The 22,086-nt window shown below is 68.7% G+C and carries 20 protein-coding genes and 1 pseudogene; 10 read left to right on the top strand and 11 right to left on the bottom strand.

Annotated elements, in window-relative coordinates; genetic code table 11:
* Positions 1–12: 12 nt before the first annotated feature.
* The 4 genes from FF096_RS15705 to FF096_RS15690 all read right to left on the bottom strand — a co-directional run bounded on the left by FF096_RS15705 (position 13) and on the right by FF096_RS15690 (position 4,127).
* A complete protein-coding gene (locus FF096_RS15705; RefSeq protein WP_099845203.1) occupies positions 13–270 on the bottom strand; it encodes an acyl carrier protein in 258 nt (85 codons plus the stop codon).
* 95 nt (positions 271–365) lie between these two features.
* Complete coding sequence (locus tag FF096_RS15700) at positions 366–1,772, bottom strand: alanine racemase (RefSeq protein ID WP_155218797.1); 1,407 nt, start codon at positions 1,770–1,772, stop codon at positions 366–368.
* Positions 1,765–3,156, bottom strand: coding sequence for an ATP-grasp domain-containing protein (locus FF096_RS15695; protein WP_155218795.1), 1,392 nt, complete (start codon positions 3,154–3,156; stop codon positions 1,765–1,767). The genes FF096_RS15700 and FF096_RS15695 overlap by 8 nt, the downstream gene beginning before the upstream one ends.
* 11 nt (positions 3,157–3,167) lie before the next feature.
* Positions 3,168–4,127, bottom strand: a complete 960-nt coding sequence (locus FF096_RS15690) for a 3-oxoacyl-[acyl-carrier-protein] synthase III C-terminal domain-containing protein (RefSeq protein WP_155218793.1) — start codon at positions 4,125–4,127, stop codon at positions 3,168–3,170.
* 330 nt (positions 4,128–4,457) lie between these two features.
* Between FF096_RS15690 and FF096_RS15685 the strand changes: the two genes are divergently transcribed.
* From FF096_RS15685 to FF096_RS15670, 4 genes are read left to right on the top strand one after another with little or no spacing between them, the layout of a single operon-like run.
* The gene (locus FF096_RS15685) at positions 4,458–6,230 is read left to right on the top strand and encodes a condensation domain-containing protein (protein ID WP_155218791.1); all 1,773 of its coding nucleotides are present in this window, start codon (positions 4,458–4,460) and stop codon (positions 6,228–6,230) included.
* Entirely contained in the window at positions 6,227–7,960 is a 1,734-nt protein-coding gene (locus FF096_RS15680) for a condensation domain-containing protein (RefSeq protein ID WP_155218789.1), read from the top strand. The genes FF096_RS15685 and FF096_RS15680 overlap by 4 nt, the downstream gene beginning before the upstream one ends.
* A gap of 2 nt (positions 7,961–7,962) precedes the next feature.
* Positions 7,963–8,970, top strand: coding sequence for an ATP-binding cassette domain-containing protein (locus FF096_RS15675; RefSeq protein ID WP_309223398.1), 1,008 nt, complete (start codon positions 7,963–7,965; stop codon positions 8,968–8,970).
* On the top strand, positions 8,954–9,715 hold the full coding sequence (locus FF096_RS15670) for an ABC transporter permease (RefSeq protein WP_155218785.1): 762 nt from the start codon (positions 8,954–8,956) through the stop codon (positions 9,713–9,715). Before FF096_RS15675 ends, FF096_RS15670 begins: the two co-directional genes overlap by 17 nt.
* 19 nt (positions 9,716–9,734) lie before the next feature.
* Here FF096_RS15670 and groEL read toward each other — a convergent pair whose 3' ends face one another.
* Positions 9,735–12,023: a chaperonin GroEL gene (gene groEL, locus FF096_RS15665; protein ID WP_155218783.1), complete on the bottom strand. Its 2,289-nt coding sequence runs from the start codon at positions 12,021–12,023 to the stop codon at positions 9,735–9,737.
* 4 nt (positions 12,024–12,027) lie between these two features.
* Entirely contained in the window at positions 12,028–12,375 is a 348-nt protein-coding gene (locus FF096_RS15660) for a hypothetical protein (RefSeq protein ID WP_155218782.1), read from the bottom strand.
* Positions 12,376–12,811: 436 nt separating this feature from the next.
* Between FF096_RS15660 and FF096_RS15655 the strand changes: the two genes are divergently transcribed.
* Both FF096_RS15655 and FF096_RS15650 read left to right on the top strand, forming a co-directional pair.
* Positions 12,812–13,324, top strand: coding sequence for a hypothetical protein (locus tag FF096_RS15655; RefSeq protein WP_155218779.1), 513 nt, complete (start codon positions 12,812–12,814; stop codon positions 13,322–13,324).
* A gap of 194 nt (positions 13,325–13,518) precedes the next feature.
* Positions 13,519–14,070, top strand: coding sequence for a hypothetical protein (locus FF096_RS15650; protein WP_196222546.1), 552 nt, complete (start codon positions 13,519–13,521; stop codon positions 14,068–14,070).
* A gap of 59 nt (positions 14,071–14,129) precedes the next feature.
* On the opposite strand, the gene FF096_RS15645 is transcribed toward FF096_RS15650, so the two are convergent.
* Positions 14,130–15,101 carry a zinc-binding dehydrogenase gene (locus FF096_RS15645; RefSeq protein WP_155218776.1) on the bottom strand — a complete coding sequence of 324 codons (972 nt, stop codon included), beginning with the start codon at positions 15,099–15,101 and terminating at the stop codon, positions 14,130–14,132.
* Positions 15,102–15,235: 134 nt separating this feature from the next.
* Between FF096_RS15645 and FF096_RS15640 the strand changes: the two are divergent.
* Positions 15,236–15,610: pseudogene (locus tag FF096_RS15640) on the top strand (DinB family protein); the annotation flags it as partial.
* Positions 15,611–15,722: 112 nt separating this feature from the next.
* Positions 15,723–16,289, top strand: a complete 567-nt coding sequence (locus FF096_RS15635) for an SMI1/KNR4 family protein (protein WP_155218774.1) — start codon at positions 15,723–15,725, stop codon at positions 16,287–16,289.
* Positions 16,290–16,445: 156 nt separating this feature from the next.
* On the opposite strand, the gene FF096_RS15630 is transcribed toward FF096_RS15635, so the two are convergent.
* Together FF096_RS15630 and FF096_RS15625 are read right to left on the bottom strand one after the other, a co-directional pair.
* Positions 16,446–16,955, bottom strand: coding sequence for an O-acetyl-ADP-ribose deacetylase (locus FF096_RS15630; RefSeq protein WP_309223370.1), 510 nt, complete (start codon positions 16,953–16,955; stop codon positions 16,446–16,448).
* A gap of 80 nt (positions 16,956–17,035) precedes the next feature.
* On the bottom strand, positions 17,036–17,815 hold the full coding sequence (locus FF096_RS15625; RefSeq protein WP_309223397.1) for an endonuclease/exonuclease/phosphatase family protein: 780 nt from the start codon (positions 17,813–17,815) through the stop codon (positions 17,036–17,038).
* Between the two features lie 295 nt (positions 17,816–18,110).
* Between FF096_RS15625 and FF096_RS15620 the strand changes: the two genes are divergently transcribed.
* Complete coding sequence (locus FF096_RS15620) at positions 18,111–19,274, top strand: MFS transporter (RefSeq protein WP_155218773.1); 1,164 nt, start codon at positions 18,111–18,113, stop codon at positions 19,272–19,274.
* A 90-nt stretch (positions 19,275–19,364) separates the two neighbouring features.
* Here FF096_RS15620 and coaD read toward each other — a convergent pair whose 3' ends face one another.
* Together coaD and FF096_RS15610 are read right to left on the bottom strand one after the other, a co-directional pair.
* On the bottom strand, positions 19,365–19,805 hold the full coding sequence (coaD, locus tag FF096_RS15615; RefSeq protein ID WP_309223369.1) for a pantetheine-phosphate adenylyltransferase: 441 nt from the start codon (positions 19,803–19,805) through the stop codon (positions 19,365–19,367).
* Positions 19,806–20,259: 454 nt separating this feature from the next.
* Positions 20,260–20,994 carry an alpha/beta hydrolase gene (locus tag FF096_RS15610; protein ID WP_155218771.1) on the bottom strand — a complete coding sequence of 245 codons (735 nt, stop codon included), beginning with the start codon at positions 20,992–20,994 and terminating at the stop codon, positions 20,260–20,262.
* A 374-nt stretch (positions 20,995–21,368) separates the two neighbouring features.
* Between FF096_RS15610 and FF096_RS15600 the strand changes: the two genes are divergently transcribed.
* Positions 21,369–22,082, top strand: coding sequence for a hypothetical protein (locus FF096_RS15600; protein ID WP_155218767.1), 714 nt, complete (start codon positions 21,369–21,371; stop codon positions 22,080–22,082).
* Positions 22,083–22,086: the final 4 nt, after the last annotated feature.

Raw genomic sequence — 22,086 nt, 5'->3', positions numbered from 1 at the left:
TGGGCGCGGCGGTCAGGAACTCACCTTCCGCGCCCGCTCCAGGAAGTCCGTCAGGGTGCCCACCGTGCGGAAGTCGTCCATGTCCAGGTTCTCGGGATCCACCTCGATACCGATGTTGTCCTCCAGCGCCATGAGCAGTTCGAGAATGGCGGTGGAGTCCAGGTGCATGTCCTCGAAGAGCCGGGTTCCCTCGGCGAGCGGACCGAAGTCGCGCATCAGCACCTCGGTCAGCGCGGCCCGGATGTTCTCGACGATCTCGTGGCGTTCCATGTCTTCTTCCTCTCGGGATACCCGGTCCGCGGACCGGGTGACGCGGGACTGCTGGGGTCGGCGGCGGTCACCCCGACGGCGGTGGGAAAGGGGGCTCAGGTCGCTGCCCGTCCGGCGGGCACCGGCGCGGACGACGACTCCGGTACGGACGTCGGCTCCGGTTGGGCAGCGGCTGACGGTGGGACCGGCGGCGACGCGCTCGCGACCGGTGCGACCGGCACCACGAGGTGCTGCGGCCGGAGCAGGTCCTCGACGGTGTCCGCGCGGCGGACCAGGTGCGCCACGCCGTCGACGACGAGCACCTCCGACGGGTGGCCGTGACTGAGGAAGAGCACCGGCGACGCGCTCGGCCCGTACGCGCCGGAGCGCTCGACACCGATCAGGTCGCCTGGGCGTACCTCGGGCAGCGGCACCTTCTTGCCGATGACGTCGTTGGGGGTGCAGAGCGGACCGGTGACGGTGTAGTCGCGCACCGGCGGGTCGGCGGGACGGCTCAGCGACCGGATGGGGAAGTTCCGCTTGACGAAGCTGCCGATGCCGACCGCCGCCATGTGGTGGTTGGTGCCGCCGTCGGCGACGACGAACCATTCGCCGCGCGACGCCTTGACGTAGCGCGCCCGGACCACGTACATCCCCGCCCAGCCGACCAGATAGCGGCCCAGTTCGGTGATGACCCGGGTGTCGGGGTGTTCCGCGCGGAATCGCGCCACAGCGTTGTTGACCCCCTCGGCCACCGCCTCGATGTCGAGGGGAGACTCGTTGTCGAAGTAGGGAACGCCGAAACCGCCACCGACGTCGACCACGTCCAGCGGCAGGTCCAGCGCGGTGGCGAGCTCCGCCGCCGCAGTGAGCACGCTGCGGGTGTTGTGCGCGATGTCAGCGGCGTCGAGGATCCGGGTACCCATGTAGGCGTGCAGACCGATCACCCGTACGTGGCGCAGCGCGCGCAGGGTCGAGCCCGCCTCGGCGACACGTTCCTGGTCGATGCCGAACTGCCGGGGCTTGCCTCCCATGGCCAGCCGCGAGCCCTTGGTGGCGAACGACGGGTTGACCCGCAACATGACCGGCACCGGCTCGCCAGGGCCGTCGGGCAGCGCCGCCGCCATCGCGTCGACGGTGCTGACCTCTTCGAGCGACTCGCACACGATCGCGCCGATGCGCTGCTCGACGCAGGCGGCCAGCTCCTCCGCCGACTTGCCGGGACCGAGGAAGATGATGTCCCGCGCCGGCACCCCGGCCCGGCGGGCGGTCACCAGTTCGGCCAGGGACGACACCTCCGCGCCAGCGCCCAGGGAGTGCAGCAACGCGCAGACGCTGATGTTGGGATTGGCCTTCAGCGAGTAGTAGATCTCGACCGACGAGTCGAGCAGATCCCGCAGCTGCCGGTACGTCTCGCGGATCACCTCACCGTCGTAGAGGTACAGCGGCGTGCCGTACCGTTCGGCCAGTTCGGCGACGGGCAGGCCCTGGACGGTGTGGCCTTCGACGGCCGCTTCAGGCATGGCTTTCCTCCACAACGGACAAGGTGGTGACGGCGGCCTGCACCGCGCGGTCAAGGTCATGGAGCCGGTCACGGTCAGCGGCGACCAGCAGGGCGTACAGCCGGCCGTCGAACGGCTCCGGTGGGCCGCCGGCACCGACGGGCAGCAGCGCGTTCGCGGCGACGGTGGCGAAGCAGGTGACCAGCACCCGCTCCGTGTCCCGCGTGGTGGACACCGTGGCCAGTGCCCGCCGTACGGTGTCGAACTCCAGGGGCGCGGCGAGCCGCAACGGGTAGTGCCGGGCCAGCGCGACGGTCCCGGGCGGCTGGCACAGCTCGGTGACCCCACCCTGGTACGTCGACATGTTCAGTCGGGCGTTGATCTCCAGCACCGGGTAGACCGTCTCGTCGGCGCCGACGATGGCGTCGACACCCACCACGCCGTGGTAGCCGTCGGCGGACAACCGTTCCGCGACCGCACCTGCGGCGTGCTCGATCTGCCGGTACTGCGTGTCACTCAGCTCCGCCGGCATGAGATGGCCCTGGTGCACACCCTGCGCGGTCAGTGCCTGCTTGACGAAGTCGAGTTCGGCCCGCCCGTCCCGCGCGATGGTGATCTGGTAGTTGAGGTCGCACCGCTTGGGCAGCCACTCCTCGACCACCACGTGTATCCGGTCGTCGCCGGTACGCGCGGCCCGACGGTCCACCATGCGCAGCAACTGCGCCGCCCGTGCGGGGTTCTCCAGCACCAGCAGTCCCTTGCCGGAGACACCGTAGGCGTCCTTGACGACCAGTGGTTCGCCCGACTCCAGCCGGAGCCGGTGGTGGGACAGCACCTCGGCCAGTTCCTGCCGGGTCTCGCAGCAGACTCCGGGGACGGGTCGTAGGCCGGCCGCCTCGGTCAGCCGCCGACCGTAGATCTTGCTGTTGACCCGCTCGACCACCGCGGCGGCCGGGGTGGCCAGGGTGAGGCCGCTGCGCCGGGCCAACTCCTCCTCGTCGGAGGTGGTGCCCATCGGCAGCAGGTGGGCACCGGCCGCACCGAGCTGGCGCAGCCGGTCGAGCAGGACCGGTGAGTCCAGCACGTTCGCGGTGGTGGAACGATCGGGCCGGCTGTTCTCGGGCACCAGCATGGTGGGCAACGCCAGGCCCTGCCGCGTCAGGTAATCCCGGTAGTCCGGGTCGAGTGGGCGGCTGAGCAGAATCGCGTCGTCCGCGCCGGCGAGCAGCACGCCCAGCTCCTCCATCGCGGCGACCACCGGGCGGGGGCCACCAGACGGTACGGGCAGCCCCACGTGGTGGCGGGCCCACTGAGCCTCGGCCTCGAAGTTGCACAGCAGCACCAGCGGTGTATCGGCCGACCCCGTCAGGGCGCGCTTCAGCTTGCGCAGGTATGCGGTGGACATGCTCGGCTCCCTCAGCACTCGACGACCATGGCGGAATAGGTGGCGCCCAGGCCGACGGCGGTGACCAGGTAACGGCCTCCCGCGACCAGCGCGCCACGGCCGGCGAGCGTCGCGAGGTTGAGGAAGGGGTCCGCGCAGGAGCAGTGCGAGTACTCGCCCACGTTGTCCAGGAAGACCCGGTCCCGGTCCAGCCCCAGGGTGGCGCAGATGGTGATCCAGGAGGAGACGTTGACGTTGTGCGGGATGACCATGGTGATGTCGTCCAGGTCCAGCGCGGCGTCGTCCAGCGCCTCCCGGATCACCTCGGCCAGGTGGGTGTGGTATGTGCTGCCGAAGCGGTGCAGTGCCTCCCCGGCGAGCTGGTACCCGTCGAAGAACTCGCCCACCGTGCGGGAGGCGTACGACAGCACCCGGGTGCCCGAACCACCGAGGCCGATCAGGCAGGCGGAGGACGCCTCGCCGATGATCGAGGTGTTCCAGAGCACCTGGACCGCCTTGGTGAACGGCTGTTCGCCGGTGAGCACCAACGCGAGGGCGGCGGGATCCCCGTCGGCGCGTAACAGCTCGCCGGCGACCTCGACGGCGAGCAGGCCGCTGGCGCAGGCGTGTTGGGTCACCGCGAACGCCTCGGCGTCGGCGAGGCCGAGACGCTCACGCAGCGTGTCGGCCGCGACCAAAGTAGTGGGCGTGAGGTCCTGCGCGGTGTGCGCGAAGATCAGGTAACGGATCCGGTCGCGCTCCTCGACGGTGGACAGCAGGGCCTCGGCCGGCGGGCAGACCAGGTCGAAGAGCCCGAGATCGGGGTCGATGCGCAACCGGTCCAGCCCGCGGATGCGGCGGAACAGCCGGGTCTGATAGCGGTTCAGGCCCAGCCCTGCCGCGATTTCCTCCACGGTGACCGAGCGCTCCGGTGCGTACGCCTCCATCCGGCGCAGCACGACATCGGACCGGGTCGGTGCCAGCGTGGTCATGGGGCAATCCTCCGGTCATTTATTGATCGTCAGACGCCACTACGCTAGGAGCCGGTCACAGGGCGAGCAATGGGGGAATCCCCAGTATCTCAGGACCCCAAGAAGGCCCACGAAAAGAGACGTTGCCGATCGTAATCCAGAGCAGACAATTCACTCGCTTTGCCGACCATTCATCGCCAAACCCCTGGCAATTCGTACCGAACGGGACGTACGGACCGCGTTCGCACCCCGTACCCGGCCAACAATGGGGTTTTCCCGACTACCTACGACACAGCCGCGCGGGCGAGGGTGGGCGACAGTCACGCCGACCGCCGACGAACGGGAGACCCGATGTCCAGTCCCACGCTGGCCGACCGGATGAAGATCGCGTTCGAGGGTCTGCGGGCCGGCGAAGGACCCCTCACCTGCGGCCAGACCAACACCTGGCAGTGGATGCGAACAGACGTGGCCAATCCGATGGCCACTCTGCAGTGGAAGCTTCCGCTGCCGGCCGACACCCCCGTCGCAGACGTGGTGGACGCCTTCGCCATCCTGCTCGCCCGGCACGAGTCGCTGCGTACCACCTTTCACGAGCACGACGGCAAGATGCGTCAACGGGTCCTGCGCAGCGGGGTCCTCGTGGCCGAAATGCACCAGGTGGACGCCTCCGCCGATACGGAACTGACATCCCAGCGGATGATCGACCAGCTCCGCCAGAAACCGTTCGACCTGGCCAATGAATTACCGGTACGCCTGGCGATCGCGCTGGCCGGGGATAAGGCACTAGCAGCGGTTACCGTCTATTCGCACATGGCGGTCGATTATGGAAGTATGGCCATTCTTGGTCGGGAGTTCGCCGAGCTGATCGGCGCCACCGGCGACCGGTCCGTCGGAGCCCCTCGACACCAACCGCTCGACCAGGCGGCGGAGGAGGCCTCGCCGCGCGGGCGGCGGCGAACCGCAGCGGCCCTGCGGTACTGGACCCAACACCTACGCCAGATACCCCAGTGCCTGATGGCGTTGCCGCCGGTTGGCGACGGTGACGGCCCGGCCAGCGCCGCCCTGCGCTCCTCGGCCGCCACCGTCGCCCTCGACCGGATCGCCGCCCGGACACAGGCCAGTCCGGCGGCCGCCGTGCTCGCCGCGTTCTCCGCCGTGGTGTCGGTCCGGGTCGGCCAGTCCCGCTGCGTGTTCGCCTCACTGTCCAGCAACCGGTTCACCTCCCGGCTGCGTGACTACGTCGGCACCCTGGCCCAGGACGGTCTCGTGGTGGTCGACGTGACCGGACCGACCTTCGACGACCTGGTACGGCAGACCAGCGCGGCCATGCTGCGAGCCAACCGCAGCAGCATCTTCGACGTGACCGAACTGGTCACCCATGCCGTACAGATCAACGACGAGCAGGGCATGGACTTCAGCCGCGACTGCGTCTTCAACAACATCAGCGCCCACCTGCCCCCGGGTACCGACGAGACGACCAACGTCCAGTTGCCCCCGTTGGATCCCCCCGATCTGCGCTGGTCGCCCACGGCCGGGGCCGCCGAGCCCAGCACTCTCACCTGGATGCCGGCGCCAGCCTTTCCCAACCGCCTGGTGCTCCAGCTGATCGCCGCCCAACCGGCGCTCGTGGTCGGTCTGAGTACCGGTGACACCCGACACGTGCCCCCGCCCGAGATCGCCGGACTGCTACAGGGGATGGAAACCGTCCTCGTCGCCTCCGACGCCGGGCCACTGCCCCTAGCGGACGTGCCTGACCTCACCGGACTGACCCCGGTGCCCCGCGACAGCGACTGGGTGCGGGTGGGGGTCAGTTGGGTGCGGCTCAGTGAGGTTCAGCACCTGCTGCGCGACGCACTGGCCACCCCGGCGTACGTGACCGCCGAACCGGACGGTGACAGGCATCGGTTGACCGCGCACCTGCTCGCCACCGACAGCGTACGGACCCCGCGCCAGGCGCACACGGCGTGCATGGCCCGCCTCGCCGGCCGGTACGCGGTGTCCGCCCCGCACCACTACGTCCTGCACGACTCGGCTCCGACCGACCTCACCGACCTGGCGGCCTGGCGTACCCAGCCGGTGCTGGCCCACGGTGACGGCCGCGCATCCACGGAGGACCACCGATGACCGCCCCGAGCGAGACCATCCGTACCATCCACCTCCGCGTCGACGGCGACCGCGAGGCGCAAGGCCCACTGACCCTCGGCCAGGCGAACGCGCTGCAATGGATCTCCGCGCTCACCGACGACCACTTCCTCAGCCTGGTGCAGTGGATCTTCACGGTTCCGGCGGGGACCACACTCGAGCGCGCCTGCGCCGCCCTGGGCGAGCTGGTCCGCCGGTACGAGTCGCTGCGCACCACCTACCACGACGGGCCGGACGGTCCGGTGCAGCGCGTCGCGCGTACCGTCGACCTGCCGATCGAGATACACCAACGACCGGCCCAGCCCGACGGCACGACGCTGGCCCGAGAGCTGATCGCCCAGCTGCGTGCGCACCCCTTCGACCTCTCCAAGGATCTGCCGCTGCGCTTCGCCGTGGCGGTCGAGGGCGACCTGGTGCACACGGTGGTCGCGGTCTACTCACACATGGCCGCCGACTACGTGAGCATGACGGTGCTGGGCGACCGCTTCACCGGGCTGCTCACCGGGACCGTGGCCGACGGGGACGCGCCACCGCACCAGCCGCTGGACCGGGCGGATCGGGAACGTTCGCCGAAGGGCCTGCGGCAGGCGGACGCGGCGCTGCGGTACTGGTCCGACATCCTGCGGCGACGCCCCCGGTGCGTACTGCCCCGACCGACCACAGGTGCCGAGGCGTCGACGACGCCCACGCCACGCAGCGCGGACCTGAACTCGTCACGGTCAGCCGCCGCGCTGGACCGGATCACCGTCCGCACCGGCGCGAGCCGGGCCATGGCGGTGCTCGCCGCGCTCGCCGCCGTGCTCGCCATCCGCACCGGCCAACGACACGTGGTGCTCTACTCCCCCGCCGCCAACCGGCTCGGCGTGCCGCTGCGCGACTATGTCGGCACCATCTCCCAGGACGGCCTGATCAGCCTCGACGTCGACCAGCCCGACTACGACGCGCTGGTGCGGCACGCCGGGACCGCGTTGCTGCGGGCCAACCGGAACAGCGTCTTCGACGCCGAGGCGCTGCAACGCGCGCACGACCGCATCGCCCACGAGCGCGGCATGCCGATGGACCGTGACGGCGTCTTCAACAACATCTCCGGCAATGCCCCGCCGGATCTGCCGACAGTAGCCACCACGGAGACCTTCATCGACTGGTGGACCCCGACCGGCTTCACCAACCTGCTGCTGTTCCACCTGGTCCGGACCGAACAGGCGCTGATCCTGGAACTCATCACCGGGGACAACCGGTACCTTCCCGACGCGGAGATGGAGGCGCTGCTGCTCGGCACCGAACGGGTACTCACCGTGGCGGCCACCGGCAACGTCGCCCTGGCCGACCTCGGCACCCTCGCCGGCATCGACCCGATCCCCCGCGACGGCGACTGGCACTTCGTCGACCACAGCTGGATCCAGCTCAGCGAGGTCAACCGGGTACTGCAAGCAGCCCTACCCGGGCCGGTCCGAGCCTTCGTGACCGACGAAGGCCCCGAAGGCGCGACCGTCGTCGCCCACCTGACCGCCGTAGCCGAGATCACCGACCCCGTGCAGGCACACCTGGCCTGCCTACGACGAGTCGTCGACTCACCCACGGCCATCACCCCACACCGATACGTCCTGCACCGGGGCGCACCCGCCGATCCCGCTGACCCGCAGGCGTGGCGGGAACTGCCGGTGCTGGCCGACGGTGACGGCCGGGATGCGGGAAGCGAGGCAGGGACATGAGCATCATCGAAGCGAACGAGTTGACCCGTACGTTCCGGTCCGGCCGGCAGAGCGTCGAGGCGGTCCGCGGCGTCAACCTGCGGGTCGAGGCCGGCGAGATCGTCGGCTTCCTCGGACCCAACGGCGCCGGCAAGACCACCACCCTGCGGATGCTGACCACGCTGCTCCGCCCGACCAGTGGCACGGCCCGGATCGCCGGTGCGGACCTGGCCACCGCGCCCCGCGAGGTACGCCGCCGGATCGGGTACGTCGCCCAGTACGGCGGCACCGACCCCAACGCCCTGGTGGAGGAGGAACTGTTCCTCCAGGCGCGCCTCTACCGGATCCCGGTCGCACCCGCCCGGCGCCGGGTGGCCGACCTGCTCGAACGGTTGGACCTCGGCGGGCTGGGTAAGCGGCGGGTCGGTTCGCTCTCCGGCGGCCAGCGTCGCCGCCTGGACATCGCGCTCGGCCTGGTCCACGATCCGCAGGTCGTCTTCCTCGACGAACCCACCGCCGGCCTGGACCCGCACAGCCGCAACAACCTGTGGGAACACACCCGCCGGCTCCGCGAGGACCTCGGCACCACCGTCTTCCTGACCACCCACTACCTCGACGAGGCCGACGCGCTCTGCGACCGGATTTCCGTCATCGACCACGGGCGGATCGTCGCCGAGGACACCCCCGCGAACCTGAAACGCCAACTGGCCTCGGACGTGCTCACCGTGGAGGTGGTCGGCGATCCGGCCGCTGGCCAGCGGCTGCTGGCCGAGCTGCCGGGCGTCCGGCACGCCGCGGTGACGAGCACGGGCGGGATCCAGGTCACCCTGGCCGACGCCGAACAGGGGATCACCGACGTGATCACCGCCCTGTCCGGCGCGGGCATCGGCGTGCGTGCCCTGCAACTGGCGCGGGCCAGCCTGGACGACGTCTTCCTCAGCCTCACCGGCCGCGAACTGCGCGACGACCCGCAAGGCCGGCACTCCTCCATCCCGACCACCGAGGGGGCGGACCATGTCCCTGCTCGTTGACATCATGCTGGTGTTCCAGCGCCACCTACGCATCTCCCTGCGCAATCCACTCTGGATCGTCATCGGGCTCTCCCAGCCGGTGGCCTTCCTGGTGCTCTACGGCCCACTGATGACCAGCACCCTGTCGATCACCGGCGTCGCACCGGAGCGCGCCTGGCAGACGTACGTGCCGGGGGTCCTCGTGCAACTCTGCCTCTTCGGCTCCGCCTTCGTCGGATTCGGAGTGATCGCCGAGTGGCGCGGAGGCGTGATCGAGCGGCTCCGGGTCACCCCGGTGAGCCGGGTGGCGTTGCTGCTCGGTCGGGTGCTGCGGGACGTCGCGCTGCTGGTGGTGCAGGCGGTGATGCTGGTCCTGGTGGCGTTGCCGCTGGGCCTGCGCGCGTCGGTGCCGGGTGTGCTGGTGGCACTCGGCGTGGTCACGCTTCTCTCGCTCGGCCTGGCCTGTCTGTCCTGCGCTCTCGCGCTGACCGTCAAGAGCGAGGACACGCTGGGCCCCACCCTCAACACCGGCCTGATGCCGCTGCTGCTGCTGTCCGGCGTGCTGCTACCGATGTCCTTCGCACCGCGCTGGCTGGACCTGGTCTCCCGGCTCACCCCGTTCCGGTACATCGTGGACGGCATGCGCAGCGCGTTCCAGGGTGAGGTTTTCACCGTAACCGTGCTGTCGACAGTCCTGGTCGCCCTGTCGATCAGCGTGCTGTCGGTGCTGCTCGGCGTACGCACCTACCTGCGGCAGAGCGCCTGAGCTCGACACGGAGGTGCTCTCAGGCGACCTTGAGGAAACGGACGGCGGCAGTCTTCGCTGCCTCGAGCGCTGAGGTCAGCACCCCGCAGCCGTCGTAGATACCGGCCGCGAACAGGTCCGTGGGTTGGTCGGTCGTGACGTCGATCGGTGAATCGAGCCGCCCGTCGACCGGGATGCCGGCGTTGGTCAAGATCTGCCGGTAGGGCGCGCTCAGCGACCGGGCGACGATCCGCACGCCGACACCCTCGTCGCCGGTGCCGGCTGCGACAGCGACCTCGTCGGCGATGCCACAGAGGCTGGTCGCTCCACCGGGTAGGAGACCGTCGGCGACTGCGACCTGGCTGAGCTGGACACTCCGGCGGTAGCGCTCCATACGCTGCTTGAGTGCGGCCTCGGTGGACGCGCCGACCTTGATGACGGCCACCCCACCGCCGAGCCTGGCCAGCCGCTCCTCCAGCTTCGCCAGGTCATAGCGATGGCCAGCCTGTGAGATGTCGGCTCGGATCCGGTTGATGCGGTCCTGGATCCGTGCACTGTCGCCCGCGCCGTCGATCAGTGTGGTCTGGTCCGCCGTGACGACGGCCTTGCGGACCCTTCCGAGCAACTCCAGTGTCGCGCCCGGCAGTGCGTCGGTCGCAAGGACCTGCCCGCCGGTCAGGGCAGCGATGTCCCCGAGCAGTGCCTCGCGCTGCGCTCCCGACTCGGGTGCGTTGACGGCGACCGACGAGAACGTGCCCCGCACCTTGTTGACGACGACCGTGGCCAGTGTCTCCCCGTCGATATTGTGCGCGATCAAGAGAAGCGGCTTCTGGGCCTCCATCACCTTCTGCAGGATCGGGAGCAGGATCTGCACGCCGGACAGGTTGCCATCGACGATCAGCACGTACGCGTCGTCGAGAACGGCTTCCTGCCGCTCCACGTCGGTCACCAGGTAGGGCGAGACGTAACCCTGGTCGAGGCGCATGCCTTCGGTGATCTCCAGCTCCGGACCGACGGTGTTACTCTCCTCGACCGTGAGGACGCCGTAGGCCCCGACCTTGTCCATCGCCTCGGCGACTATCTCGCCGGCTGCCGGGTCGCCAGCGGCTAGCCCGACGACCCGAGCGATCTGTTCCTTGTACTCCACCGGCCTGGCCAGAGGCGCGAGGGCCTCGATCGCGCGGGCGACCCCCGCCTCGATGCCGCGAGCCAGCGCCATCGGGTGGGCTCCGTCCTTCAGCGCCTCCACCGCGCCGTCGACCATGGCCTGCGCGAGCACGATCGCCGTCCCCGCTCCGTCGCCAGCCCGCTGGTGTGCCTGTTGAACGATCTCGGTGGCGTACTCGGCACCGAGCTGATCCCGTGGGTCCGCAGCCTTGTAGCGAGTGACGAAAACCGACGGATCGTCGGTCTCGGCGAAGCTGCCGTCCTCGTTCTCGAAGACGATGCGACGGCCCAGTGGTCCCAGCATCAGCCGCAGCCGCTCGGACACGCGGTGCAACCCGCGGGCCACGACGACCTGGTTCCGGTTGTAGTTGCTGGGCCGTTTGGCGACCGCGGCCGGTTGCGTTTGCCCCGGGATGCCGGCCAGCTTCCGCTCCGCGACATTGGCCAGGTAGATATTCAGCTCGGCGTCGTGCGCCCAGAACTTCGGCGACTGGTTGGGTTGCCGGATGCCGACGCCGTCCTTCACGTATCGGAAGAGCTCGTCGATGCCGATCCGGTGGTCGCCGTCGAGATCGGCCGCACCACTCAGTCCCTCGATCAGCACGTCGGTGAAAACCGAGGCGTGCGGTGACGAGTCGGCGATGCTGTCGCCCTCCCACGAGTACTCATAGGCGTCGGATGCGGTCAGGACCACGTAGCCGCTGCCGAGCTGATCGTCGAGCGCGTTCCGGGTGGACGCCTTGAACCCCTCGGCGAACGCCCCGCTGAAACAGCAGTCGAGGATGAGGACCTTCGCCCGGGCGGGTAAGGACTCCAACTGCTCGTTGACGAAAGATCGCGACACGGCCGTGCTGGCTGGTCGAGTACGTCGGGTGTTGGTGGCCGCGAAGTAGAGCCGGTGCAGCCGGTCCACGATGCCGTGGCAGGAAAAGTAGATGAGAACGAGGTCGTCCCGGAGCCGGTCAGCGAGAATGTTCTCGATGCCAGCCCGTACATCCGCGTCGGTGGTGTCCTGCAACACCTCGACCGAGTCGAACCCGCCGACCTCGGGCGCCTCGAGCAACGCGGCGAGTCGGCTCACATCCTGGCTCGGCGCCCGTAACTGGCTGAGTCCCGGATCCTCGTACTCCCCCGCCGCGATCAGCAGCGCGTACCGGCCCATGTCGCTATCTCTCCGATCGCGTCAGCCACTCGACGAGCGCCCGCTCGGTGTCGCGGCTGGCGTTCTCGATTTCGATCGACCGCTCGCCGTCCTGAAGCTTGATCCTCCCGGCCAGCCCACGCCGCATAGCCGCCATGACGACCTGAGCGACTGCCCGCATGACGGGCACCGAGAGTGCCCCGCCCAGCAATAGCGTCCCAGCAGCTACGGCCGTACCGCTCTTGCTGCCGTCGGGATCAGCCGCAGCGCTGGTCTCCAGCGGCACTCCTTTGCGGGTCAGCTCCCGGCCGAGCGTTGTGGCAGCACGCGCGGCGTCGACGCTCGGACCGTCCTCGATGACGAGCTGAATCATGTGGAACCAACCTTCCGGCCCGCATCGATCAAGGATTTCGGCACCAACATGCTAAGGGACGTGCATCCATAATCGATCATGCTTTCGGTTCACAGGATCGGCTACTCCTCCATCGCATGTGTCGACTTCCGGACCTGCCGATACGAGTGCATCTGATCATGGCGAACTCCGGGCTACGGATGCGGACCGTCGAACATTCCCGCGCAACCCGAACTCGAACCAGGCAGCGAGGTCTGCGTCGAGATCGGTCTGAGTCGCCTCCGGCGCACACTCTCGCTTATCGGCGGCCAGATTCTGCGGTCCCCTCACGGGTCTGCCACGGAACCGTCGTCGCTCTGCGTCATGAGGAACGCTCCGGCTCAGGCTCGGTCGTGCCGAGAAGAGCGCGCGGTGACTGCCAGCAACACAGCATCCAGGGCACCGATGATGATCCTCCGTGGCGGAAGCCGCCACCCACCCTGCCGCACCGCTCGGTCATACTGGCGTCGTGTTCGCCCTTGTCGCCGATACTCCCGTCGCAGCCGGTGAGTTGGTCCGCCGAGGGCCAATGCAGTTCGGCCAGGACGTTCCAGGATGGACGGCGGCGCCGTACTGCCTGCATGTGCCGATCGAGCACCTTGTCGCGGTTTTCGAACCGGTCTACGACACGTTCCTCAACGACGGGCTGGCCGATGCCCGTGACTGTAGCGACGACTGGCCCGAAATCGAGGCTCTCGTCGCTGCCGGCTGCCCACCGCTGTCCGACATACCCACGAGACTGCCGGAACTGCTCGCCGAGATCCTGCGGGAGTCGTTGTACATGGACGTCCTCGACGCACTGCTGCCGCTGAAGCCCGACGTCACCATCAGATACCTGGCCAACACCGTCGACCATGTCGCCGTCGATCCGAACTGGGTGGCGGTGTGCGGACGAGCCTTTCAAGTACCCGAAGCGACCCTGTCCGGCTGAACCCCGCAAACGCCGACGACTCACCGTGTCAAGGCCCCCAGCATTAGGTTCCAATATTCGCCGCCGAGTGGATCAGGGCATTGGCGAACGTGACAGACATCGGGAGGAGACGGAGCGCGGACATGAGTGACGGCAGGTGGTTGGATCAGCTGGATCAGTGGGCCCGGCGGGGGTGGAGCCGGTTCCTGCTGCTGGTGGCAGCGCTGACGGTCGTAGGGGCGGTCATCGTCGTGATGCTGATCGTCGTGTTTGACGCGACCGGCGTCTTGGCCGAAGACTCACCATTCTGGCGCGGTGACGGGCCGGACTGGGCAGGAACCGTCGGCATCGTCTGCTACCTCACCGGACTGGCCTGCATAGGGGGCGCCTTCTGGTGGCTCGTGCGCAACGGCTACTACCAGCGTTACGCCCGCACCCGGCAATGGGCAAAAAGCTGGTCTCGTAGCCGGCACCTGGTCCGGCAGGTACGCGGCACCGTCGCACGCCGGGACGAGGATCGACCGTTGCTGCCCCTGGTTGCGGAATACCTGATCGACCAGCCGACATTCCTGCTGCCGCTCTACGGCGTGGCGCTGCTTCAGATCGGGCAGATGTTCACTCGGTGGGCACCGGGCTTCACCCTCATCGCCGTGCTCTTCGTCGGGGTGCTTACCGTCGGGGCCCTCCGGTCCTTCCAGAGCGCGCGCCGGGCGAGAGTGTTCCTCGCCGAACACGCGGGCGGCGAGACCTTACGCGTCGACCGCTGACGGCGGCATCTCGGCCCTGCGGGGGCGTACTGCGCGTCGACACCCGGGGGCCCTGACCGTCAGATCAGCAACAGCGTCTTGCCCACGGTGGTGCGGTTCTCGACCGCGGCGTGCGCGTCGGCGGCAGAGTCCAACGGGAAGGTCTGACCGATGATCGGCCGGACACGCCCCGCTGCCGCCTGCGACATCATCCGTTCCGCCCACCTCGCCACATTCGGCCTGAAGCTGGAAAGCTGCTCGATGCCAATCACCTCCACACCCTTGCGGCGCGCCTCCGCCGGATCGATACGGGTGACCTCGCCGCTGGAGGCGCCGTGTATCGAGAAGCGGCCGCCACGGGCCGTGACCTCGAACGCGGCCCGCCCGATCTGGCCTCCGACACCATCGAACACCACATCCGGTCCCGCGCTCCCGGTCACTTCGAGCACACGCTTGGTCCAGCCTGGTTCGGAGTAGTCGACCACCGCTTCGACGCCCAGGTCACGAAGCACGTCGAGCTTTCGGGATCCGCGAGCGGCTCCGACGACGTGCGCGCCAGCCGCACGGGCGAGCTGCACCAGCAGGTTGCCCACCCCGCCCGCCGCCGCTTCGACCAGAACCCAGTCGCCGGGGCCGATCTTGGCGCCTTCGGCCAGTCCCATTGCCGTGCTGCCGTCGGTGTAGAGGGCGGCGGCCTCCGGCAGGCCCAAGCTGTCCGGTACCGGAAACAGGTTCCCGACCATCGCCACCGCCTGCTCGGCGAAACCACCGGTCTCTCCCGTGCGGGCGATGACACGCCGCCCCAGCCATGCCGGATCCACCTGCGCGCCGACCGCACTCACGAGCCCGGCCACCAGGCCGCCCGGCACATACGGCAGCTGCGGCCGCTCATGCCACCTGTCGGTGCCACGCCGGATCTGGGTCTCGACGAACGTCATGCCCGCTACCGCCACATCGACCACGACCTGGCCCGGCCCGGCTACCGGATCCGGTACCTCCGCCGGAACCAGCACCTCGGGACCCCCGAAACCGATCGCCTGGACCACCCGCATCTCACCCTGCCCCCGTCCCGCTCGCTGACGCGATCTACTGACAGGATGAAATCTGAAGTTAAGTTGAGGTCAAGGGATTCGCTCTGACGAGACGGGATCCCACCGGCGTCACGTCCATGGCAGGCTCATGCCGCATGATCGACGAATTCGCGAAAGACAACCTGCACGGGAGGCTGCGGCGGGACCGCGAGGCGTTGCTGTGGAAACTCGACGGCTTGTCCGAATACGACGCCCGTCGGCCTTTGACAGCGACCGGGACCAACCTCCTCGGTCTGGTCAAGCACGTGGCCACCGTCGAGGCCAGGTACTTCGGCGAGGTTTTCGACCGCCCTTCCCCGGAACCGCTGCCCCGGTGGCGGGACTCCAACGGCGCTGATCTGTGGGCGACTGAGGACGAGACCCGTGAGCAGATCATCGCGTTCTACCGACGCACGTGGGAACATTCGGACGCGACGATCAACGAGCTTCCCCTCGACGCCCCCGGCCACGTGCCGTGGTGGCCGGAGCCTTATGGCCCGCGCCGTTCGCAGCGGACGAAGCGCCCGGGGCCCGGATCGAGAACTCGAATGCTGGTTGACTACCCGCATGGTTGATCGGCGCGATGACCTGTCGACCCGGCTGATGCGGGTGGCCTCGAAGTTGGCGGCCGCAGCGTCGGTGCCCCGCGAACCGGTGATGTTCGGTGCGGATTCCCACCGTTTCCGGCTCGGGCCGGTGTTACCGGAAGGTGAGGTCGTCGGTTTCGAGAAGCGTCATGGGGTGAGGCTGCCGCCCGACTATCGCGGTTTCATCACCACCATCGGACATGGAGGACCTGGTCGGTTCGGTGGAGCAGGCCCCTTCTATGGTCTGCTCCCGATCGAGGACTGGGACCTGACGCTGGAGGGCGACCTCGACGTCACCATGTTGGCCAGGCCGTTCCCTGCCGAGCCCGGCCGGGTGTACGAAGACTGGCTTGCTCAGGCGGCGCCGGGCGAGGACGACGAGCCGTACCGCGGGACGTTGGCCCTCAGTCATCAGGGCTGCGGCGACCTGTCCCTCCTCGTCCTCAGCGGCCCTGCTCGCGGACGGGTTGTCGACACCCACCCCGGCAAGCAGGGCCCGCGCTTCACTCCGGATCCGGACTTCCTTTCGTGGTACGAGAGATGGCTGGACGCCGTTCTGGCCGGCGAGCACCACTTCCGCTGAGCGGTCGGTCGATTCCGCCATACGCGCACGTCATCTTGATCATGCACGTTCGTGCCTCGTCGGGTCCGTCGAGTCTGTCGGTCGCCGCCACGAGTACGGCGACCGAGAAGCTCACCACACCGCCCATGGTGCCCTTCTGTGTCGGACGCCGGTGGGTCAGGCCGTGGCTGCCATGGCGGCTTGTAGGTGTTGTCGGGTGTCTTCGTCGAAGGCGACGAGGCGTACCCGGTGGACGCTTGTCGGCGTGGATTTGATCGTTGCCACGGCGATCCTGGCCGCCTGGTCGGCAGGGTAGCCGTACACGCCGGTGGCGATTGCCGGAAAGGCGATGCTCCGGACGCCGAGTTCGTCGGCGACCTGGAGGCTCCTGCGATAGCAGGAGGCCAGCACGTCGGCCTCACCGTGGCCGCCGCCTTCCCAGACCGGACCGACGGCATGGATGATGTGCCGTACCGGTGGGTCGAGGTCGAACGCCGGGGTTGCCATCGCGTTGCCCGGCTCGCACGGGCCGATCGCGCCCCCGGCTTGCGCCAACCGAGGCCCCGCAGCGCGGTGAACCGCGCCGTCGACCCCACCACCGCCGAGCAGTGACTCGTTCGCGGCGGTGACGATGGCGTCCACGTTCTCTCGCGTGATGTCACCCATCACGACCTCGATCTCCACCACAGCAGAATCCTGACATACCAGACGAGGTTGTGCCCGCACAGCGTCACCAGACCAACTGCGGCGCGCAGGGATACGCCGGATCAGATGTCGAGGATCAGGGCGCGATGGTCCGACACCTCCGGCTCGGCCAGAATCTCGAACCGCTTCACCGCGGCGACGTCGGAGACGAGCAGATAGCTCGCGTGTCGCACCGCCTTGCGGTAGTGGGAGGTTCGAGTGTCTGCCGCGCCAACCAGATCGACAAGGCCGACCTCGGCCAGCACGCCGAACGTCTCGCTCTCCGGCAGCAGGTTGAAGTCTCCGCAGACGACCACCAGATCGTGCGGGCCGCGTACCCGGCACACGAGCTCCGCGAGCCGCTCGGCCTGCCGACGCCGTACCGGCGTATCAGTCTTGCCGGCCGGATCGCGCAGCCCATGCACCTGCACCACCCAGACCGACCGGCCCACGGCACGGTCTACCGTACGCACGGCGAGCGCCACGCGTGGACGATCCTCGACCGTCCACTCGACGTGGTCGACGAACTGCCCGTGCACGAAGGCCGAATCGACGCCGACGACTGGGAAGTGCTCACCGACCAGGGTCGCCAGACCGAAATCCTGCTGATGACGCGCGCCCGTGCCGTCGTACACCGGCCCGGAGTCGCTCGCCACGAAGATCGCCTGATGACGGGGCAACGTGCCACGTACATCATCGAGGAGATCAGCACGTTGGGGCAGCGACCGATGCGCATCCTCGAACCGCGTCCACCCGGTCAGGCCGGCTGTCCGGGTCACCTCCTGTAGGCAGACGATGTCGGCCTGGCTGCGAGGAAGCCACGCGACAAGTTCGTCGAACAACGCGCCACCCCAGGTGTTCACACTCACGATCCGCACAGCGACGCACCCCCGTCCCTCGATGTCCAGCGATCACGCATCACCGGCGCGACCCGACCTTAGATCAGTCGGGCCGTAACGGTTACGTCACCCGGCCACAAGCACCTTGGCCTAGGATGGAGGCGTGATCCCGTCGGACGCCGCGTACGCCTCGTGGATCACGCCGGATCTGCCGCTCTACGGCAATGATCACGAACGGTCCGACTTCGCTCCCTGACCGGCCCGGCCATCACGGCCGTCCCGTGTCCACTCTCATCTCGTCGTCCGGGAGCGACGTCTCATGTCTGCTGAGCTAATCCCCCCGAACAGCGCGCGTGCGGTGCTGCGTGCCCCGCAGGTTCCTCTGCTACTCGCCGCCAGCCAGGTGGGCCGGCTGCCTGTTGCGGCCTCCCCGATCGCCCTGCTGCTGTTCGCCCGCCAGCACGTCAGTCTCGGCGTCGCCGGTCTCGTCGTCGCCTTCTACACCGCCGGGATGGCGGCCGGTGCGCCGGTGCTGGCGCGCGCCGTCAACCGGCATGGTCAATCTGCCGTCCTGAACGCGTCAGCGTTGTTCTCAGCCGTCGGTTTCGCCGTGGTCGCGCTGGGTGGCGGTCGCCTGATCCCGACCCTGGCTGGTGCGGCGGTGGCCGGTCTGGGCACGCCGCCGTTGGAGGCATGCCTGCGTGCGCTCTGGCCGACGCTGGTTCCCGCACCCTCGGTGCCGGCGGCGTACGCCTTGGAGATCGCCGTTCACGAACTCACCTTCGTTGTCGGCCCGCTTGTCGCGGTCGCCGTCGTAGCTCTGGCCGGTACCTCAGCCGCGCTGCTGGTGGCGGCCTTGTTGCAGTTGGCCGGGGCTGCGGTCTTTGCCGCGAACAGCCGTGTGCGCCAGTGGCGGGACGATCCGGCGCCCCGACACTGGGCCGGCCCGCTGCGCTCGCCACGCCTGGTCTCGCTGGTGCTCGGCGTGGTCGGGGTAGGCGCGTCGATCGGGGTGTTGCCGGTAGTCGTCACCGCTTACGCCGAGACTGTCGGCAACCGTTCCCTGGCCGGGTGGCTGCTGGCGGCGCAGGCGGCTGGCGGGCTGATCGGCGGGTTGTGCTATACCCGCCTGAGCCCCGGCGGCCCGGCCCGACTACCGCTGGTGGCCGTGGCGTTCTCGGCCGGGCTGGCGCCGCTGGCACTGGCTCCGGCACCGCCGGTGATGGCTCTCCTGATCGTCGTTGCCGGCCTCAGCCTGCCCCCGCTGCTGACCGTTGTCTTCCTGGCTGCCGACCGGCACGCACCTGCCGGCACATCGGTGGAGGCGTTCGCCTGGATCATCACGGCGTTCGCCGTCGGTAGCGCGGCAGGCTCCGCTGCGGCGGGCGCGCTGGCTACCGTCGATCTGACGTACGGATTCCTCCTGGCACCTATCGTCGCCGCCGCCGCGGTGCTCGTCATGCTCCCAGGGCGGGTTAGCTGACACCGGTTAGCCGTAGCGGATTGCGGCCAGTGAGCAGCATCCAGGGTGGGCTGCCAGTCCACGTCCGTCGGGATGAGACGGAGGTATCCATCACTCACGGGCCGACCGTGCCGAGCGGTACGCGCGAAAGACCGTGGACGAGGTGGCGGCCAGTTGCGGACGGGACGGCAACCAGACGGTCTGGATACCAAGTTGCTCGTTCATCGCGGCGAGCTGGTACTCGTGTTGGAGGTCTGCGGCCGTACGTAGGCCGCGGACGATGACCGTGGCGCCACGGCGCAGACAGTAGGCGCTGGTCAGGCCAGCCCAGGTATCCACTTCGACGTTGTCCCAGGATGCCGGCATGACGTCGCGTACGAGTGCCGCCCTGGTCGTGGCCTCGGCGGTTGGCTGTTTGTCGGGGTTCACCGCCAGCAACACGATGATCCGATCGAACATCAGCCGAGCACGGTCCACCAGGTCGCGGTGCCCCGGGGTGAACGGATCGAACGTACCGGGATAGATCGCCAGCGAACCGTGAACAGGCGTCACCACGACTCCAAGTGAACATTTCGGACTTTTATCCGAGCGACGTTTATCGCCAGTATGGTGGCCGGCGCTACGTGGCAACGCCGAGCCCGGGGCCGGCGTCGTTCCATCGGTTGGCGAAGGCGCCTGCGCGGGCGGCGGCGGTGACGCTGTGGGCGGCAAGTTCTCGACCCTGACGGACAGCCCACCATCGTCGTCACCGGACCCGACGGCGCCCTGTGGACGGCATTGGAGAACGGCGCCCTGGCCCGCATCACTGTCTCCGCTCGTGACGCAGACAGTCGCCTCCGCCTCGCGACAGCCGCAATCCAGTGGCTACGACACCGCTGCGCCGATGCGCAGGACGCTGTCAATCCGTGACAGCGCCCTGCGCACTCACGCGCCGCCGCCCGAGCGCTACCGGGCAGCTACGGCCCATCCATGCAGCCTGGCCCAGCACCGTCAACGTGCCGCAGCGCTAGCGCAGATGCCGCCTGAAGAACCCGGCCGCGTCCTCCCCCGCGAAGTGCGGGACGCCGGTGTGTCCGCCCATGTTGGCGTGCAGCGTCTTCTCCCTGGAGCCGAAGGCATCGAACAGGTCCAGGGCCGCCTGCCGGTCGTTTCCCTCGTCGTCCCACTGCAGCAGGACGTGCAACGGAATGGTGACCTGTCGGGCTTCCTCGAACATGGTGCGAGGCACGAAACTCCCGGCGAACAGCCCGGCAGCCACGATGCGCGGCTCGACCACCGCAAGCCGGATGCCGATGGAGATCAATCCACCCGAATACCCGATCGGGCCACTGATGTCCGGCAGTGACAGCAGGGCATCCAGGGCGGCCTGCCATTCCGGGACCGCCCGGTCGACGAGCGGGAGGACGAGTGCGTCGATGATCTCGTCGCTGACCGGCTCGCCGGCCTCCAGCACCCGACGCAGGTCGGCTCGGGCCTGCTCGGCGGCAGCCCACCGGGGCCGGTCACCGCTGCCGGGCAGTTCGATGGTGGCTGCCGCAAAACCCTCCACCGCGCACTGCCGGGCGCGAGCCAGCAGGCGGGGGTACATGGTGCGCAGTCCGAGCGGGGGGTGCCCGAGCAGGATCAGCGGCACCGGTGCCGAGGCTGATCCGGGCGTCCACAGGATGCCGGGGACCTCGTCGAGGGTGAATCCGCGTTCGAGGATCCCGTCATCGAGACGCTGTTCGGTGGTGAATCGCATGGTCGTGCCTTTCGGGAGTGCTCGCGAACGGCGCTCCCGGACGACCTATCGCCCGACCGTGACCCCGGAGGGGAGCACCCATGTCGAAACGTTCACGGGTACCACCTCCTCGATTTCGCACGGCCGCGAGGAACCTAACAGCGTCCACCGTGATCCGCCACCCGTTTTCCGGCGCAGGCTCCGTGCCGCGTGAACCGACAGGTCGCAGGCGTCGATCCTGGGTTGCGGTCGAATGCTTGCCGTTGACGGCAGTGGTGATCCTAGGATCCGGTGTGGCGACGAGGGCTGGTGACGGCTGGCGGTGGTGGCTGAGCGCGGGCAGCGCGGGGCTGGTGATGTTGCCGTACTGGCAGGGTGAGTCTTGGCTAGCGGTGGTGGCGGCAACGTTCGGTGTGATCGTGGTCGGTGCGTGGGCGTGGGGTACCCGGAGCGGCCGTGGCGTGGGTGTTGTTGTCGGTGTCGGTCTCATCGTCGTGCTGGCCGCGATGTTCGCTGTCTCGCAGTGGCCTCGCGGCCTACCCGTCGCGCCGTGGCTTGACTGGTTCGCGGGGTGGTTGATGGTCGGTGCGGTGTGCCTGGCGGCGATGGTGTTCAGCCGCATCACATATCCATCGCCGGTGGAGTGGAACTGGGTGTCGGTTCGGTGGATCGCCTCGGTGGTACCGCTGGCCGCTGTGGTGCTGCTGTGCGGTGGTGGGCTCACCTACGGTCAGCTCGACGCTGACTTGAGGTTCCGCGTAGTTGTTCGCGAGGACGAATTCCTTCCGCTGCCGATGTCGCTGCGGCTGGTCTCGGCCGAGCCGTGTGCCTCTGGCGGCAGCGCCGGCAACTGCACGGCGGAGTTCGTGGTGACGGCCACCGACGGTGCCAGCCGGGGAACGACCGTGAACCGGCTCGTCGCTCACCTGCGCGAGCGCGGATGGCCACTGCAACCCGAACGTGGCAGATACTACGGCATCCGTGAAATCAGCGGACTCATGCACTGGAAGCCACACCGAATGTGGCTGTACACCGAAGAAGAACCACCTCCGGTGCTAGAACCGGCGTCACCACGCGACTCCGTGACCGTATACATCGACAACACCTAACGCA

This window comes from Micromonospora sp. CP22 (assembly GCF_009712475.1).
Lineage (GTDB): Bacteria > Actinomycetota > Actinomycetes > Mycobacteriales > Micromonosporaceae > Micromonospora.
The sequence above is the reverse complement of the archived record's forward strand: the minus strand, read 5'-3'. Positions and strand labels throughout refer to the sequence as shown.

Excerpts from the sequence above, each read along its gene's own strand:
- FF096_RS15705 (WP_099845203.1), bottom strand. The coding sequence starts at position 270 with ATGGAACGCCACGAGATCGTCGAGAACATCCGGGCCGCGCTGACCGAG.
- FF096_RS15700 (WP_155218797.1), bottom strand. The coding sequence starts at position 1,772 with ATGCCTGAAGCGGCCGTCGAAGGCCACACCGTCCAGGGCCTGCCCGTC.
- FF096_RS15695 (WP_155218795.1), bottom strand. The coding sequence starts at position 3,156 with ATGTCCACCGCATACCTGCGCAAGCTGAAGCGCGCCCTGACGGGGTCG.
- FF096_RS15690 (WP_155218793.1), bottom strand. The coding sequence starts at position 4,127 with ATGACCACGCTGGCACCGACCCGGTCCGATGTCGTGCTGCGCCGGATG.
- FF096_RS15685 (WP_155218791.1), top strand. The coding sequence starts at position 4,458 with ATGTCCAGTCCCACGCTGGCCGACCGGATGAAGATCGCGTTCGAGGGT.
- FF096_RS15680 (WP_155218789.1), top strand. The coding sequence starts at position 6,227 with ATGACCGCCCCGAGCGAGACCATCCGTACCATCCACCTCCGCGTCGAC.
- FF096_RS15670 (WP_155218785.1), top strand. The coding sequence starts at position 8,954 with ATGTCCCTGCTCGTTGACATCATGCTGGTGTTCCAGCGCCACCTACGC.
- groEL (WP_155218783.1), bottom strand. The coding sequence starts at position 12,023 with ATGGGCCGGTACGCGCTGCTGATCGCGGCGGGGGAGTACGAGGATCCG.
- FF096_RS15660 (WP_155218782.1), bottom strand. The coding sequence starts at position 12,375 with ATGATTCAGCTCGTCATCGAGGACGGTCCGAGCGTCGACGCCGCGCGT.
- FF096_RS15645 (WP_155218776.1), bottom strand. The coding sequence starts at position 15,101 with ATGCGGGTGGTCCAGGCGATCGGTTTCGGGGGTCCCGAGGTGCTGGTT.
- FF096_RS15635 (WP_155218774.1), top strand. The coding sequence starts at position 15,723 with ATGCGGGTGGCCTCGAAGTTGGCGGCCGCAGCGTCGGTGCCCCGCGAA.
- FF096_RS15620 (WP_155218773.1), top strand. The coding sequence starts at position 18,111 with ATGTCTGCTGAGCTAATCCCCCCGAACAGCGCGCGTGCGGTGCTGCGT.
- FF096_RS15610 (WP_155218771.1), bottom strand. The coding sequence starts at position 20,994 with ATGCGATTCACCACCGAACAGCGTCTCGATGACGGGATCCTCGAACGC.